At 70.3% G+C, this 15475-nt stretch carries 13 protein-coding genes; 5 read left to right on the top strand and 8 right to left on the bottom strand.

Going from position 1 to position 15475, the window contains the following annotated elements; all coding sequences use genetic code 11:
• The 6 genes from ACGFIQ_RS30265 to wrbA all read right to left on the bottom strand — a co-directional run.
• The coding region (locus tag ACGFIQ_RS30265; RefSeq protein ID WP_393248903.1) for an aldo/keto reductase at positions 1-1115 on the bottom strand (1115 nt) is incomplete at its 3' end.
• Positions 1116-1226: 111 nt separating this feature from the next.
• Complete coding sequence (locus ACGFIQ_RS30260) at positions 1227-2195, bottom strand: DUF6081 family protein (protein ID WP_393248902.1); 969 nt, start codon at positions 2193-2195, stop codon at positions 1227-1229.
• A 3-nt stretch (positions 2196-2198) separates the two neighbouring features.
• Positions 2199-3179 carry an alpha/beta hydrolase gene (locus ACGFIQ_RS30255; RefSeq protein WP_393248901.1) on the bottom strand — a complete coding sequence of 327 codons (981 nt, stop codon included), beginning with the start codon at positions 3177-3179 and terminating at the stop codon, positions 2199-2201.
• Between the two features lie 40 nt (positions 3180-3219).
• Positions 3220-4584: a lipocalin-like domain-containing protein gene (locus ACGFIQ_RS30250; RefSeq protein ID WP_393248900.1), complete on the bottom strand. Its 1365-nt coding sequence runs from the start codon at positions 4582-4584 to the stop codon at positions 3220-3222.
• Positions 4581-5573 (bottom strand): DUF6081 family protein, encoded by a 993-nt coding sequence (locus ACGFIQ_RS30245; RefSeq protein ID WP_393248899.1) that lies wholly within the window; start codon positions 5571-5573, stop codon positions 4581-4583. Before ACGFIQ_RS30245 ends, ACGFIQ_RS30250 begins: the two co-directional genes overlap by 4 nt.
• Positions 5574-5600: 27 nt before the next feature.
• A complete protein-coding gene (wrbA, locus tag ACGFIQ_RS30240) occupies positions 5601-6212 on the bottom strand; it encodes an NAD(P)H:quinone oxidoreductase (protein WP_393248898.1) in 612 nt (203 codons plus the stop codon).
• 217 nt (positions 6213-6429) lie between these two features.
• Here wrbA and ACGFIQ_RS30235 point away from each other — a divergent pair, with 217 nt between their 5' ends.
• The 4 genes from ACGFIQ_RS30235 (at position 6430) to ACGFIQ_RS30220 (ending at position 11452) form a co-directional block, all read left to right on the top strand.
• Positions 6430-7056 carry a TetR/AcrR family transcriptional regulator gene (locus ACGFIQ_RS30235; protein WP_393248897.1) on the top strand — a complete coding sequence of 209 codons (627 nt, stop codon included), beginning with the start codon at positions 6430-6432 and terminating at the stop codon, positions 7054-7056.
• A gap of 166 nt (positions 7057-7222) precedes the next feature.
• Positions 7223-8365, top strand: coding sequence for a hydrolase (locus ACGFIQ_RS30230; RefSeq protein ID WP_393248896.1), 1143 nt, complete (start codon positions 7223-7225; stop codon positions 8363-8365).
• A gap of 26 nt (positions 8366-8391) precedes the next feature.
• Positions 8392-10095 carry an acetyl-CoA carboxylase carboxyltransferase subunit alpha gene (locus ACGFIQ_RS30225; RefSeq protein WP_393248895.1) on the top strand — a complete coding sequence of 568 codons (1704 nt, stop codon included), beginning with the start codon at positions 8392-8394 and terminating at the stop codon, positions 10093-10095.
• Position 10096: 1 nt separating this feature from the next.
• Positions 10097-11452 (top strand): acetyl/propionyl/methylcrotonyl-CoA carboxylase subunit alpha, encoded by a 1356-nt coding sequence (locus ACGFIQ_RS30220; RefSeq protein ID WP_393248894.1) that lies wholly within the window; start codon positions 10097-10099, stop codon positions 11450-11452.
• A gap of 47 nt (positions 11453-11499) precedes the next feature.
• Here the strand turns inward: ACGFIQ_RS30220 and ACGFIQ_RS30215 are convergent, their stop codons facing one another.
• Positions 11500-13176 carry an FAD-binding oxidoreductase gene (locus ACGFIQ_RS30215; protein WP_393248893.1) on the bottom strand — a complete coding sequence of 559 codons (1677 nt, stop codon included), beginning with the start codon at positions 13174-13176 and terminating at the stop codon, positions 11500-11502.
• Positions 13177-13951: 775 nt separating this feature from the next.
• Between ACGFIQ_RS30215 and ACGFIQ_RS30210 the strand changes: the two genes are divergently transcribed.
• On the top strand, positions 13952-14737 hold the full coding sequence (locus ACGFIQ_RS30210) for a BTAD domain-containing putative transcriptional regulator (RefSeq protein WP_393248892.1): 786 nt from the start codon (positions 13952-13954) through the stop codon (positions 14735-14737).
• A 53-nt stretch (positions 14738-14790) separates the two neighbouring features.
• On the opposite strand, the gene ACGFIQ_RS30205 is transcribed toward ACGFIQ_RS30210, so the two are convergent.
• Positions 14791-15327 carry an acetyl-CoA carboxylase biotin carboxyl carrier protein gene (locus ACGFIQ_RS30205; RefSeq protein WP_393248891.1) on the bottom strand — a complete coding sequence of 179 codons (537 nt, stop codon included), beginning with the start codon at positions 15325-15327 and terminating at the stop codon, positions 14791-14793.
• Positions 15328-15475 lie beyond the last annotated feature (148 nt).

Genomic DNA, 15475 nt, shown 5'->3' with positions numbered 1-15475 from the left:
CCTCCCCGCCCGGCCGGCGGGGGGGCCCCCCCCCCCGGGGGCGCCGCCGGGGGGGGGGGGGGGGCGGGCCGGCCCCCCCCCCCCCCCGCGCGGGGGGGGGGGCCCCCCCCCCCCCCCCCCCCCCCGGTTGGTGCACCGCGGCGCGCCAGCGGCGGCTGCTCCGGGTAGCGGCCGCCGGCCGCGGCGCCGGGCGGCGTGGCCGCGTCGATCGCGTTCAGCTCGGCCTCGGTCAGCTCGACGTCTAGTGCCTGGACATTTTCCGCCAGGTAGCGACGTCGCTTGGTGCCGGGGATCGGCACCACGTCAGGGCCGCGGCTGAGCACCCAGGCGAGTGCCAGCTGGGCGGCGGTGACGCCCTTGGCTGCGGCCAGTTCGCGCACCCGCGCCACCAGCTCCATGTTGTGCCGCAGATTGTCGCCCTGGAACCGGGGCGTACCGCGCCGGTAGTCGTCGGCCTCCAGCTGGGTGAGATCGGTGATCGCGCCGGTCAGCAGCCCCCGCCCGAGCGGGCAGTACGCCACCAGCCCGATGCCCAGCTCACGCAGGGTGGGCAGCAGTTCGGTCTCCGGCTCCCTGCTGAACAACGAGTATTCGTACTGTCCAGCGGTCACCGGGTGCACGGCGTGCGCCCGCCGCACCAGGTCCGCCGAGGCTTCGGAAATACCGAGGTGGCGCACCTTGCCCGCCGCGACGAGCTCGGCCAGCGCGCCCCAGGTCTCCTCAATCGGCACCTGTGGATCGACGCGGTGCTGGTAGTACAGGTCGATGTGGTCCACCCCGAGCCGGCGCAGCGACGCGTCGCAGGCCCGGTGCACGTAGTCAGGGCGGCCGTTGATGCCGAAATAGCCATCCTCGGGGCGGCGCTCCACGCCGAACTTCGTGGCGACCACCGCGTGGTCGCGGCGGCCGGCGACGGCCTTGCCGACCAGCTCCTCGTTGGTGAACGGGCCGTACATGTCGGCGGTGTCGAGCAGGGTGACGCCCAGCTCCAGCGCCCGGTGGATCGTGGCGACCGACTCGACGTCGTTGCGGTCACCGTAGAACTCGCTCATGCCCATGCAGCCGAGGCCGAGAGCGGAGGTGGTCAGGTTCTGGCCGAGCACGCGGTTATGCATCCGCGATTCCTTCCAAGTAAGGAGATGACAACGGACTGCGGCCCTCGGGACGCACCGGTGTCGCCGGCGATGTCGTCCCGGGGCCCCGTCCCGACCATACGGGGGCCGAGTTCAGACGGACGGCGTCTGCGACACGAGATAGCGGCGGGCACGTAGCTCGGCGCCCTGGCCGAAAAGGCGGCTCTCCGGCCGGCTCTGCTCGTCGGTGAAGCGTTGCGCGCCGCCGCCGACCGGGTCGAGGTAGTGCCCGGCGGCGGGCGTGAGCCGAACCAGGCCGGCCGCGTCGTGCCCGGGCAGAGCGCCGTCGAGGATGGTGAACAGCCCCAGACCGCCGGCGAGCTGCCGAGGTTCGGTGCGAGTTTCCTTGCCTCCGTGATCGAGCATCAGGTGCTCGCGCGAGGGCAGGTGGTAGCCGAGACGGTCGACGGCGAAGACCTCGCGGCCGTCGAGTTGCCACCGGACCGTGCCGGCCGCCCGGTCATAGGAGAGGACCAGATGATGTTCGTCGTCCGGCTGGCGTGACGCCACCGGCACCGTGTAGAGGAACGCGGCGTAGTCACCGAGCTCGTGCCGGGCGTGCGGCAGGCGCTCGTAGAAGACGTACACCCGCTTGTTGGTCAGGAAGAAGTCGAAGACCATGGCGGTCTCGGTGTCCAGGACCGGCATGGCCACCGAGGCCAGGCGCAGATCGTCGTCGGGGTCGGCGACCGCCGCGCCGAACGGGTGACCCGCGGTGCCGTAGGTGCGCCCGGACAGCCACGCCTCGAAGGTGAGCACGGTGCCAGGATCGGCGTCGAAGCCGAGGTGGCCGCTGGACGCCAGATGGTTGGGGTAGGCGAGCCACTTCACGTGATCGAGGGCGCCCGGCACCGCCTCCGGGCCCTGTTCCTGCGGAAGAGTCCGGGTGAACGCTGGTTCGCCGGTGCTCGGGTGCCGACCGGGCGACACCGCCCGCAGACCCTCCGCCGAGGTGGACACCTCGGCGTCGTCACCGACGTAGTCGCCGAGGCGGTAGTAGGCCCAGCGCGCGTCGGCACCCTCGGTCCGGAAGCCGTCGTTGAAGTCGTCCCACACGGTCATCGGTCATGCCTTTCCGCCGGGCACGCCCGGTCGCGGGTGCGGAGCCAGTCGGGAGTGCAGGCCGTCGCGCAGCCACGATTCCTGCTCGGTCAGGATCTGCTGAGCGGTGGCGGTGTCGCCGAGCGCGATGCACGCGTGGAAGGTGCCCGGGTGGTAGCCGATCCGGGACTTCACGCCCGCCTGGATGAGCCGGTGTGCGTACGTCAGCGCCTCGTCGCGGAGCGGGTCGTACTCGCACGCCAGCACGTACGCCGGGGGTAGCCCGCCGAGGTCGTCGGCGCGCGCGGGCGCCGCCAGCGGGTCGACCGCGTCGCCCCCGGCCGCGTCGCCCAGGTAATACCGCCAGCTCACCTGCGCGTTGTGCCGATCCCACATCGGGGTGTCGGTGAACGCGCGTGCGGAAACCGTTTCCAGGCGGTCGTCCAGCGCGGGGAAGAGCAGGCACTGCAGCCGCAGCGCCGGGCCGCCACGATCGCGGACGGCGAGGGCGAGCGCCGCGGCGAGGCCACCACCGGCACTCTCCCCGCCGACCGCGATGCGCCCGGTGTCGACGCCGAGGTCAGCGCCTTCCTTGGCGAGCCATTCCAGCGCCGCGTAGCAGTCCTCGAGCCCCGCCGGAAACGGATGCTCGGGGGCCAGGCGGTAGCCGACGTTGACCACCACGGCGTCGATCCGGTCGGCCAGCCGTAGGCACGTCTGGTGCACGGTTTCCAGGTCTCCGGTGACGAAGCCGCCCCAGTGCAGATAGATCAGCGCGGGCTGCGGCCGGTCGGCATCCGGCCGGTAGACCCGGACGGCGACCGGCGGGGCGCCCGGCGGGCCGGGAACCAGCCGGTCGCCGACCTCGACCGGGCGAGAAGGCTGGTACGGCCGGTGATGGGCCACCGCCGCACGCAACGCCGCCCGGGTGGCGGGCAGATCGGCATAGTCAACTCGGGGCAGCGCGGACAGTCGGTCGGCCAGGTCGGTGGCGAAGTCGTACACCGTGGGTCTCCTCGCCTCTCGGGCGCCGTGGTGGGAACGGTCAGAAGGTGATGACGACCTTGCCCCGGGTGTGCTTGCCGGCGAACTCGGCGACACCGCGCTGCGCCTCGGCGAACGGGAACTGGGCACTCACCTCGACCCGCAGCTGACCCGACGCTGTCGCCTCGACGATCCGCTGTAGCCGGCCGTCGGTGGCCTCGATGTGCGCGTACGTGGCGCGCACCTCACGGTCGAAGACCGGCGGACCACCGGCCGGAGAGATGAGCAGCCCACCGGGCTTGACGGCGGCCGCGGTTCCGGCAAGCCCGGGACCGGCATTGATCAGGTCGACGGCGACGTCGACTCCGCCGGGAACGTGGCGCAGCGCCTCCTCGGTCGTGTCGGCGGAGGTGTAGTCGATGGTCTCCGTGGCACCAAGGCCACGCACGTAGTCGGCGTCCGACGGCGGCGCGGTCGCCACCACGCGGACACCGGCCTGGGCGGCGAGCTGAACCACGAACGAGCCGACACCACCAGTCGCACCGACCACCAGTAGCGAGTCACCGCTGTTCAGCCCGGCCTGCTCGACAATGCCGGCCGCGGTCATCGCGGCCACCGGCAGAGCAGCGGCGTCCACCGGGTCCAGCGTCTCCGGCCGGGCCACCACCTCGGGGCCGTCCAGCGCCAACGTGTACTCCGCGACCGCGCCGGCGACCGGGTGGGTGAACGCCACCACCTCGTCACCGGGGGAGAATCGGGTGACGCCCTCGCCGACCGCTTCGACTGTGCCGGCCGCGTCCAGACCCAGCACGAAGGGATGCGACACCGGCATCATCTCGCGCATCACTCCGGTGGCGAGTTTGACGTCGAGCGGGTTGAGCGCTGCCGCCCGCAGCTTGATCAGGATCTGGCCCGGCCCGGGTGCCGGCTTGGCCAGCTCGGCGAGGGTGAGCTGGTCGATCGGGCCGTACGAGGGTGCGACGAGTGCCTTCATGGTGACGTGCCTTTCTGAGGTATTGGAGAGAGTCGGTGTGGTGCGGCGCCAGACGAGCCGGCGGCGGCGGGGCCGGCCGTTGACCGGTGAGGTGCCGTGCAGGGTGAGGACGTCGCCATCGAGCGCGGCGTGCCGGACGAGTTCCGAGCCGACCATCCGGGAATGGGCGCTGACCAGAACCGCGTGGCGGATCTCCGAGCCGTTGGCGCGCCAGGTGCCGGCGTAGCCCATGAACGTCTCGACCTGGTCGTCCGGCCCGGCGCTCTCGGGCGCCGGGCCGGTGCGCATCATGCTGACCGACATGTGACCGTCGGCGGTGTAGACCAGCAGCCCCCGAGGACGATCACCGAGCGGCCCCGGCCGGACGTCGTCGCCCTCGACATCGACATAGGAGAGCAGCTCCCAGGTGCCGAGCACGTCCCGTGAGTTCACCGGGGCGCAGCCTCGGTGATGGTGAACCGCCGCACCCGCAGCTCGGCCCCCTGGCCGAAGAGGCGGCTCTCGGCGTGGCTGTGCTCGTCGGCGAACTTCTGTGGCCCGCCCGAGACTGGGTCGAGGTAGAAGCCGGGTACGCCGGAGAGCCGGGCCAGCCCGTGCGGAGAGTGGCCGGGTGCTGTGCCGTCGAGCAGGCTCAACAGCCCCATGCCGAAGTTGAGTTGACGCGGTTGCGCGATCGTCTCGGTGCCACCGTGGTCCAGCACCAGGTGCCGGCGGCCGGGCAGATGGTGTCCGATCCGGTCGACTCGGAACACCTCCCGGCCGTCGAGCAGCCAGTGGGCCGTGCCGGCCAACCGGTCGTAGCCGATCTCGACACGGTGCTCGTCGTCCGGCGCCCGATCGGCGACCGGGACGCCGTAGGAGAACGCCGCGTAGTCGCCGAGCGTGTCCCGGGCGAACGGCAACCGCTCGTAGAAGGCGTACACCCGCTTGTTGGTCAGGAAGAAGTCGAGGACAACGTAGGTCTCCGCGTCGAACGCGTTGATCGCCGCGGTGGCCAGACGCAGATCGTCGTCCGGGTCGGCCACCTCGGCGCCGAACGGGTGACCGCCGGTGCCGTAGGTGCGCCCGCCGAACGTCGCCGAGCAGGAGAGCACCCGCCCCGGCGTCGCATCGAAGCCGGGAAGCCCGGTGCTCGCCTGGTGCTGGGCGTAGACCAGCCACTTCACGTGGTCGAGGACGCCGGGCAGGCCGGCGCCGTCGGCGGGCTCGGGTGGCACCGTGCGGGTGAAGGCGGGCTCCGCGGTGCGTGGGTGCCGCCCACCGGAAACCACCTGCAGTCCGTCGGCGGAGGTGGTGACCACCCCGTCGTCGGCGACGTGGGGGCCGGCCGTGGTGTGGAACCACCGGCTGCCGGGCCCGGTGCTGTCGAAACCGTTGCGGAAGTCGTCCCACACCTGTTCGTGCTGAGTCACGTCGGTCATCGCCGGGTCTCCTCCCCGATGGGACGGTCAGGCGGGGACGGCGCCGCGCAGCAGTTGCGCGCTGATCGTGGCGAGCCGGTTGCCCTGGTAGCTGGCGGCGGCCAGGATCTGCTCGCTGGGGCCGTCGTCGGACGCGGCGTTGCCGGTGCCGTACGGGTTGCCGTGTGCGGCATAGACACTCGGGTCGGTGTAACCGGGTGGAACGATGATGCACCCCCAGTGGTGCATCGTGTTGTAGAGCGCGAGGAGTGTGGACTCGTTGCCGCCCTGGAGGTTGCCGGCGCTGGTGAAGCCGGTGGCCGCCTTGCCGGAGAGCTTCCCGGTCGCCCACAGCGGCCCGGTGCTGTCCAGGAACTGCTTGAGCTGAGCGGACACGTTGCCGTAACGGGTCGGCGTGCCGAACGCGTACGCGTCGGCCCACTCCAGGTCGTCGAGGGTGGCGAGGGGCACGTCGGCCGTGGCCTCCAGGTGGGCGCGCCAGGCGGGGTTGTGGTCGATGGCCGCCTCGGGGGCGAGCTCGGTGACCCGGCGCAGGCGCACCTCGGCGCCGGCCTTGGCGGCACCCTCGGCGACGGCCTCGGCGAGCGCGTGGACGTTGCCGGTTGAGGAGTAGTAGATGACGGCGACCTTGGCAGTCATGGGTAATGGGACCCTTCGCGAAAGACGAGCTAAGCGGAAGCTCTTCCACTTATCCAGGAGGCTATCCGGAAAGGTTTCCGATTGCAACGACCGCGGCACCGCTGGCCTCCACCCGCGAAAGGGCTGCGTACACTGCCGCGACAGCGCAGTCACGGCAGAATGGGTGGACGGGCGCAACCGGCTGCCGGGGGTGTGGCCGCGGGAGAGAGGACGTCGGGTGGTTGGAGAGCCGGAGGCGGCATCGGCGCCGGTCCCCGCGACACTGTCGATCGCGGGACAACCGGGAGTCGAACGCGCCGACGCCGCCCGCAACCGCCGCAAGATGCTCGACGCCGCCGCGCGCATCGTCGCCACCGAGGGCGTCAAGGCGCTGGCCCTCGACGAGGTGGCGCGGGCCGCGGGAGTGGGCACCGGCACCGCCTACCGCCGCTTCGGCGACCGCGCCGGACTGATCTTCGCGCTGCTCGACGAGGAGGAGGCCGGTTTCCAGGCCGCCTTCCTGCAGGGCCCGCCGCCGCTTGGCCCCGGCGCGCCGGCGGCGGAGCGGATCCACGCCTTCCTGCACGCCCTGGTGGACCGGGTGGAGGCGCAGCTGGAAATGCTGCTGGTCACCGAGACCAGCTCGCCGGTGGCGCGATATCGCAGCGGGCCGTACATGGTCTACCACACCCACCTGGCCAGTCTGCTCGGCGAGGCTCGCCCCGACGTCGACCCGCACTACGTCGCGGCCGCGCTGCTCGCGCCGGTCTCGGCCACCCTGATCAGTTACCAGCTGCGCGAGCGGGGCCTCGGCACCGACGTGCTCAAGAGCGGTCTCGACGACCTGCTGCGCCTCAACCTCTGAGCGTCCCCGCCGGCCCTTCCCGCTCCCGCGTCGAGCCACCCTCCAGCCTTGGTCGAGCGGTCTTCGACCGTGCCGCGCCATGGTCGTCGGGCGGGCGCGGGCCCGGTGGGCCACGTCGCCGCATCCACCTGCCGACCGCGGTCGCACCGACGAGGAGGCCAACAGGATGCTCGTTCCATCGCCCAGCCCCACCGATCTCATCGCCGACGCCGAGGATCTCGCCGTGGTCGCGGCTCGCTGCGCGCCGCAGTCCGAGACGGAGCGCCGGCTGTCCGGCGACGTCGTGGAAGCGTTGCGCGCCAGCGGCTTCGCGGCGCACTTCGTGCCCGCCGCGCACGGCGGCAAGGAAGGAACCTTCACCGAGCTGAGCGAGGCCGTCGCCCGGGTCGGGCAGTCCTGCGCGGCGACCGCCTGGTGTGCGTCCCTGGTGGCCAACCTCGGCCGGATGGCCGGCCTGCTGCCCGCCGCTGGGCAGGCCGAGGTCTGGGCTGCCGGTCCCGGCACGGTGGTCGTCGGATCGCTGGCGCCGACCGGTATGGCGGAGCGGGTGACTGGCGGCTGGCAGGTCTCCGGCGCCTGGCCGTACATCAGCGCCGTCGACTTCTCCGACTGGGCCCTGCTCTGCGCCCGGGTGCCGGCCGACGGGCCGGCGGCGGCTCGGATGTTCGCGGTCCCACGCTCGGCTTACCAGATCGCCGATACCTGGTCCAACGTCGGAATGAGCGGTACCGGTAGCAACACGGTGACCCTCGAGGCGACAGTGGTGCCCGAGGCGCGCTCCTTCGACAGGCAGAACCTCTTCACCGGTACGCCCGCGGCTTCCACCGCCGCGTGCCACGTGGTCCCGCTGCTGGCGGTCAACGGACTGTCGTTCGTGACACCCGTGCTGGGCGCCGCTCGCGGCGCCCAGCGGGCGTGGACCGCATACGTGGGCGACAAGATCCGCGGCGCGGCTGCCCGGCCCGGCGCGCCGGCCATCGAGCGCGGCCCGTACGACCTGGTCCTGGCGCGGGCCAGCGGCGAGATCGATGCGGCCGAACTACTGGTACGGCGGGCCGCGCAGGTCGCCGACCAGGGCGCCGGCATCACGCCGCTCGAGGTCAGCCGCAACCTGCGGGATTGCTCGCTGGCGATGGAAACCGTGGTCACCGCGGTGAACCGGTTGTTCCGCGCGGCGGGCACCTCCGGACACACCACCGGTAGCCCCGTGCAGCGGGTGTGGCGCGACGTCAACAGCGCCGCCAGCCACATCGCTGTGCAGTTCGAGCCCGCCGCCGCGGCGTACGCAACCCAGGTCTTCAAGATCTGACGCCTGACGAAGCAGAGGGGACGACGATGACCCGAACCATCGCGCGTGAGAGCAGTGCGGACTGGGTGCTCTGTCCTGGCTGCCACGTGCCGGTCTATGGCAAGCGCCTGCACCGCAACGCCCGGGTGTGCCCCGAGTGCCAGGTGCACCTGCCGCTCACCGCCGAGCAACGACTCACCCAGTTGGCCGACGACGGCCGTTACGAACTGCTGCCGATCGACGTGACAGGCAACGATCCACTGCGCTTCACCGACACCGTGCCCTACTCGGTTCGGCTGGATCGGGCGCGCCGGCAGACCGGTCTCAACGAGGCGGTGCTCTGCGCGAGGGCGTTCATCGGCGGCAGCCCGGTGGTCATGGCGGTGATGGACTTCCGGTTCCTCGGCGGCAGCCTGGGCACCGCGGTGGGCGAATTGATCACCGTGGCGGCCGAGACCGCGCTGGTGGAGCGTACGCCGTTGCTGATCGTCACCGCCTCGGGCGGGGCACGGATGCAGGAGGGCGCGCTGTCGCTGATGCAGATGGCCAAGACCAGCGCCGCGCTCGGTGAGCTGGACCGGGCCGGGATCCTCACCATCGCGCTCATCACCGACCCGACCTTCGGCGGTGTCGCCGCGTCGTTCGCCACGCTGACCGACGTGATCGTCGCCGAGCCTCGCGCGCGGCTGGGATTCGCCGGTCGTCGGGTGATCGAGCAGACCATCCACCAGCAGCTGCCACCGGAGTTCCAGACGGCCGAGTTCCTGCTGGACCGAGGCTTCATCGACATGATCGTCGAGCGTCGTCGGTTGCGGCTGGCACTCGGTCGCCTGTTACGGGTCGGTGCCGGCTCGCGGCAGCCGACCGAGCCCGAGATGGTCGATCCGGTGATCCGCTCCCATCAGCAGCTGTCGGAGCAGGACCCGTGGCGCAGCGTCGGCGAGGCGCGCGACATCCAACGGCCGACCACCCTGGACTACCTCTCGATGATCTTCGAGGATTTCCTGGAGCTGCACGGCGACCGGATCTCCGGCGAGTGTCCGGCGGTCGTCGGTGGGCTCGCCTGGCTCGACGACCGCCCGGTCATGGTGATCGGTCAGCAGAAGGGCCACGATTCCACCGAACTGATTCGGCGCAACTTCGGGATGCCCCGGCCGGCCGGATACCGCAAGGCGGCGCGGTTGATGCGCCTCGCCGAGAAGCTCGGCGTGCCCGTGGTGACGCTTGTGGACACGCCAGGTGCCTACCCTGGCGCGGATGCCGAGGAGCAGGGGCAGGCGGTGGCGATCGCGGAAAACCTGCGCTTGATGGCCGCGCTGACCATTCCGGTGGTCAGCGTCGTCATAGGTGAGGGTGGTAGCGGCGGCGCCCTCGGGCTGGCGGTGGCGAACCAGGTGCTGATCTTCGCCAGCGCCGTCTACTCGGTGATCAGCCCGGAGGGGTGCGCGGCGATCGTCTGGAAGGACCCGGCCAGGGCGCCGGAGGCTGCTCGCGCGCTGGGCCTCGACGCCCGAACGTTGCTGCGGCTGGGCGTCGTCGACGGCGTGATCCCGGAACCCGCCGGTGGCACCGGGGCCGATCGGCTGCTCGCCGCCGACCGGCTGGGCGCCGCGCTGCGGCACAGCCTGTACGGACTCAGCCGACTGAGCCGTGCAGAGCTGGGCGTCGACCGCCGGGCCCGGTTCCGCCAGTTCGGTTCGGCCGTGACGATCGAGGCAGAGCTGCGGACGATGAGCGAAGAGGCGATCTGACATGTTCCGCAAAATCTTGATCGCGAACCGGGGCGAGATCGCCGTTCGGGTCGCTCGGACCTGCCGGGAGATGGGCATTCCCACGGTGGCGGTGCACTCCACCGCCGACCGAGAGTCGACAGTGGTCCGGTTGGCCGACGAAGCCGTGCAAATCGGCCCGCCGCCACCGACGCAGAGCTATCTCAACGCGGCTGCCGTGCTGCAGGCGGCGGACCAGACCGGAGCCGACGCCATCCATCCCGGCTACGGGTTCCTGTCCGAGTCACCGGACTTCGCCGACGCGTGCGAGGCGCTGGGCATCACCCTCGTCGGGCCGCCAGCGTCGGTCATGGCGGCCCTGGGTGACAAGACCTCGGCGCGAGCCCTGATGTCCCGCGCCGGCCTTCCGCTGCTGCCGGGAAGCCTCGACCCGCTCGACGCGGAGGCCGCGCGGGACCTGGCCTCGACGATCGGCTTTCCGGTCATCATCAAGGCGGCCGCCGGCGGCGGCGGGCGCGGCATGCAGGTGGTGCACGGTGCGGCCGAGTTCGTCGACGCCTTCCGGCGCACCCAGGCCACCGCACAGATGCTGTTCGGGGACGGCCGGGTCTACGTGGAGCGCTATCTCGCCAAGGCACGTCATGTCGAGATACAGGTCCTCTGCGACGGCCACGGCAACGCCGTACACCTGGGGGAGCGGGACTGCACGGTGCAGCGGCGTCACCAGAAGCTGATCGAGGAGACGCCGGCGCCCAACCTGCCGGACGGCCTGGCCGAGCGGATGGGGCAGGCTGCGGTGCAGGGTGCTCTGGCGGCCGGCTACGTCGGCGCGGGGACCTTCGAGTTCCTGGTCGACCCGGACGGCTCCTTCTATTTCATGGAGGTCAACTGCCGGATCCAGGTCGAGCATCCGGTGACCGAGATGGTCACCGGCGTGGATCTGGTCCGTGAGCAGATCCTGATCGCGGCGGGCGAGCGGCTGACGATGACCCAGGACGACGTGCACCGCCGCGGCGTGTCGATCGAGTGCCGGGTCAACGCCGAGGATCCGGCGCACAACTTCGCGCCCACCCCGGGAACTGTCGACGAGTTCGTGCCGGCCGGTGGTGCCTTCGTCCGGGTCGACACCCACGTGTACCCGGGCTACCGGATCCCGCCCAACTACGATTCGCTCCTGGCCAAGCTGGTGATCTGGGCGCCGCACCGGGATGAGGCCATCGAGCGGATGCGTCGTGCACTCGCCGAGTTCCGGGTACGCGGCCCGCGAGTCAGCACCACCCAGGAGTTCCTCGCCGCCGTTCTGAACGACGATCGGTTCCGTTCCGCGGGCCACACCACCTCCCTGGTCGACGAACTGCTCAGGGAAGAGCACCCGTAGCCATCGCGTCGGCCGGCCGGCGCCTCGGTGCGCCGGCCGGCCGTTGCTCACGGCAGCTCGACCGACTGCGAGTGACGGAAGGTGTTCAGCGGGTCCCAACGTGCCTTCGCCCGCTGCAGGCCCGCGTAGTTGCCCTTGTAATACAGCGTGGACCAGGGCACCCCGGTGCGGTTGATGGCCGGATCACGGATGTCCATGTCCGGTGAGTTGATGTAACAGCCGTCGGTCTGCAGATTCGGCACCGGGTATCCACCGGTGTCCGCGAAAGTCTGGTGATAGATGTCGCGCAGCCAGCCGACGTGCGCGGCATCCTGCGACGGATCCATCCAGAAGTTCTCGAACAGCGTCAGGAAGCTCGCGTTGCGGTGCGGGTAGGCCGTGGCCGACTCGGACAGTGAGTTCACCCTGCCGCCGGCCACACCGGTCAGTTGCACTGTGGCGTTGGGGTTCGCGTAGTCCGTGCGGGTCAGGCCGCGCCACAGCGCCGCGATCTGCGAGTCGGTGAAGCCCTTCCTCATGTACGCCGACTTCACAGTGCTGCGCATCGTGGGATCCAGCATGGTCGCCGGGTTGCTGGTGCCGATCAAGCGGGTGGCAGCCAGCCAGCGCAGCCTGCGGGGTGGGTACGGCGCGACGATGCCGGTGCCCTGGGTGATGGCGGCGAGGTATTCGTCGAGCATCCGGGCGGCGTCCGGCACCGCCGCGTCGATCTGAGTCACCAGGCCGAAGCCGCCGGCCGACCGGTGGGTGATGAACGCTGCCCCGGACAGCGCCGTGTACGGCGAGGACGGGTCGGCATTGCGCTCGTACCAGGTGCCGAAGTTGCGGACCAGTGTGGTGAAAGCCGCCTGGGTCAGCGTGGGCCAGCCGACCGGCAGCGAACTGACCAGCACCTCGGCCGGGGGTTGCGGCAGTTGCTGGCCCGGAGTGGTCCCGCTGGCGCCGACCGAGCGGAACCAGTACTTGGTCACGATCCCGAAGTTGCCGCCGCCCCCGCCTGCGGCAGCCCACCAGAGGTCCCTGTTGACGTCGGCCGAGTTGCGCGAGGCAACCACGACCCGGGCGACACCCAACTTGTCGACCACCACCATCTCGACGGCTTCCAGGTGATCGGCGACCACTCCGTAGCGCCGGGAGAGGAGGCCGTAGCCGCCGCCGGCGACATGCCCCCCAATGCCCACGGTCGGGCACACCCCGCCGGGGAGAGTGACGTTCCAACCTTTCTTGAGCGTCTCGTAGACCTGGCCCAGCAGAGCGCCCGGCTGGATGACGAAGGCGTTGCGGGTCTGGTCGTAGCCGATGGCGTTCATCGCCGACATGTCGATGATGACCTTGGTGGCCGAGTGGTAGACGAAGTCGGCGTAGCAGTGGCCTCCGCTGCGTACGGAGATCCGCTTGCCGGCCCACACCGCCTTCTGGACGGCGTCGAGCACCTGCTGCGTGGAACCGGCGAGGAAGACCGCCTCCGGTGCGGCGACGAAGCGCTGGTTGTTGCCGACCACCACGTCGGGGTAGCGGGCGTCGCCTGGGGCCACGATGCGGGCTGCCGGGACTGCGGGGTTGGTTTGCTCATCCGCCAGGGCCGGCGCGGCACCCACTCCGGCCGTCATCGCGCCTGTCGCCGCGGCTGCGCCGACAAGGAGTCCTCTTCTACTGATCGTCATTCCAGTCCTTCCTGGACAGCTGAGCCGGCGCTGCACTGCGCCGGCTGATGTGCGGAACATCGAGGGCGCTGGTACGCACGGGAAGCAGTCCGATCCGCACCGCAATGGAAACAGATCAGAATGATTTCAATACAAAAGAACTCCGCGGCCGGAACGAGCGCACTCCACGGCCGCGGACGAATCCCCCCGTGCATCCGCCAGTGTAATAAATTCGATCAAGGCCGGGCATCGTCACTCAGCTGTCGGAGGGTCGGCCGAATGGCGGATTCGTGCGGGGATCTGCGTTGGTCCGGGCGAATCCTGAGGGATCCCGCCGGTTGACTGTTGGATATGCGACTTTCGCGCCGGGCTTCGGCCCCGGCCTGTACGGCTCGGTAGTTATTCCGCCTGTCGAATATCCGCATTAGAAGAGCCTGGAGTCGATGTGCAGTTCATCACAGCACTGAGTGCGGAAGGGTGAATTGACCGGTCTGTCCAGCGCGGCTGCGCCGCTGAAACAATCTGTTAACCGGAAATTTCCGACGCCCGCCGGGACGGATGCCGACGTCCCATTGCGATGACGGAGCGGCTGTGTAAAATTACCCCTCGTAGCTGTAAGTGGAATGATTTCCGCTACGCGGCCAGGGTGGATCGCCAGGCGCGGGCAGGGGGCACGACCCGACGCGGGCGGCACGCGGGAGCTTTGATCAGCGACGCCGGGGTTGGTGGGGGGCCGTCAGGGCTCATCCACGAAATAGGGATACATCGATGCATCTGTCCGTAGCGGCTTTGTGGCAGCTCGCTTGCCTGCGGCCCCTCGCATAGTCGCTTACATGACACACACGGGGAGTGTGACGTGCAATTCAAGATTCTGGGACCGATGGAGATCGTCACCGGCGAAAGATCGTCTTTCTCGGTCAATGCTTCGAAGACCAGCCAGGTGCTTGCGCTGTTGCTGGTGCAGTGTCCGGAGAACGTTGGCGTCGACACGATCATCGCCGAGCTGTGGGGCGAGAAGCCCCCGCGCAGTGCCGTGACGACCCTGCAGACCTACATCTATCACGCGCGCCGCATGCTCACCCGGGAAATGGTCGACGGGAACAGAAACATCGTCGTTACCCGGCCACCCGGATATGGCGTCCAGGTGCACCCCGACGACATTGACGTCAACGTCTTCGTCCAGTCCGTGCGCCGCGGTCGTGAACTGCTCGAAAAGGGCCACCCCCAGCAGGCGGTCGACTATCTGAACGCCGGATTGGCGCTGTGGCGAGGGCCGGCGTTCGCCGGCCTGGTTGTCGGCGAGGTGCTCGGCGCGCGGGTGGCTCACCTCGACGAATTGCGGATCCAGGCGGTTGGCCTGCGGATTACGGCCGAGCGGAGTCTCGGGCGCCACCTTGAGCTCGTGCCGCAACTACGCTCACTGGTCTCCGCACACCCCCTGAACGAGTCGTTCCATGCTCATCTGATCGAGGTGCTTTTCGAGTCCGGCCGGCGGGCCGAGGCCCTGCAGGCCTATCAGGATCTACGCCGGATCCTGGATCGGGAGCTCGGTGTCGAGCCGACCATCGAGATGCAGCGGTTGCAACTCGCGGTCCTGCAAGGGGAGAGCAGCAGCGCCCGTCGCTACCCCGCCGTCGCCTGAACCGCGGGGCGGCCGCCGGCGCGCTGCCGTGACGGTCGCCCGCGTCACCGGATTCAGGACGTGCTCGGGTCGATCCGGAACAGCGGCTCGTCGAACTCCACGGCGTCACCGTCGCCCCGCAGAACCGCGCTTACGGTGCCGGCGCAGGCCGAGTCCACCGGGATCATCAGCTTCATCACCTCGATGATCGCGATCTGTTGGCCAGCCTCCACCCGGTCACCGACCTTGACGAACGGCGCGGCACCCGGCGACGGGCAATGAAACAGCACGCCGACCGCAGGCGCGCGCACCTCGACGCCCGCCGGCACCACCGGGCCGTCCAGCGTCGGCACGGACGGGGCCGGGGCGGTCGGCAGCGTGATCGGATCGGCCGGCAGCGGTTGGCCGGTGGGCCACTCCGCCTCGACTGTTACCCCGCCGGCCCGGATGCGCAACACGCTGGGCGCGTGGCTGAAGCCCTTCAGTAGCTGCAGGGCGTTGGTCCGGACCAGTTCCAACGAAGCCTCGATGTCCGAGACGGCCGGGGACTCCGGCCCGTTGGCGTCCTCGCCGGCGGGCATCCGGGTCGGGTCCGCGGTGTCCTGGGACATGGCTGTGCCTCCTCGAGCTTCTGATCACTTGCGGATGGACGATGCTGTCGGCAAACCGGCGATGGCTTGCGCGGACCTGCGAGAAGTCGCCTGAGGCATGTGTCGAAGTCCTCGGTCGAGCCGAGGCGGAGCCCGGGCGGCGGTCCGG

Source organism: Micromonospora sp. NPDC048898 (assembly GCF_043198035.1).
In the GTDB taxonomy this organism is placed as follows: Bacteria; Actinomycetota; Actinomycetes; order Mycobacteriales; family Micromonosporaceae; genus Micromonospora.
Note: the sequence above shows the minus strand (reverse complement) of the source record. Positions and strands in the feature narration are given on the sequence as shown.

Excerpts from the sequence above, each read along its gene's own strand:
- ACGFIQ_RS30220 (WP_393248894.1), top strand. The coding sequence starts at position 10,097 with ATGTTCCGCAAAATCTTGATCGCGAACCGGGGCGAGATCGCCGTTCGG.
- ACGFIQ_RS30230 (WP_393248896.1), top strand. The coding sequence starts at position 7,223 with ATGCTCGTTCCATCGCCCAGCCCCACCGATCTCATCGCCGACGCCGAG.
- ACGFIQ_RS30205 (WP_393248891.1), bottom strand. The coding sequence starts at position 15,327 with ATGTCCCAGGACACCGCGGACCCGACCCGGATGCCCGCCGGCGAGGAC.
- ACGFIQ_RS30225 (WP_393248895.1), top strand. The coding sequence starts at position 8,392 with ATGACCCGAACCATCGCGCGTGAGAGCAGTGCGGACTGGGTGCTCTGT.
- ACGFIQ_RS30215 (WP_393248893.1), bottom strand. The coding sequence starts at position 13,176 with ATGTTCCGCACATCAGCCGGCGCAGTGCAGCGCCGGCTCAGCTGTCCA.
- wrbA (WP_393248898.1), bottom strand. The coding sequence starts at position 6,212 with ATGACTGCCAAGGTCGCCGTCATCTACTACTCCTCAACCGGCAACGTC.
- ACGFIQ_RS30260 (WP_393248902.1), bottom strand. The coding sequence starts at position 2,195 with ATGACCGTGTGGGACGACTTCAACGACGGCTTCCGGACCGAGGGTGCC.
- ACGFIQ_RS30245 (WP_393248899.1), bottom strand. The coding sequence starts at position 5,573 with ATGACCGACGTGACTCAGCACGAACAGGTGTGGGACGACTTCCGCAAC.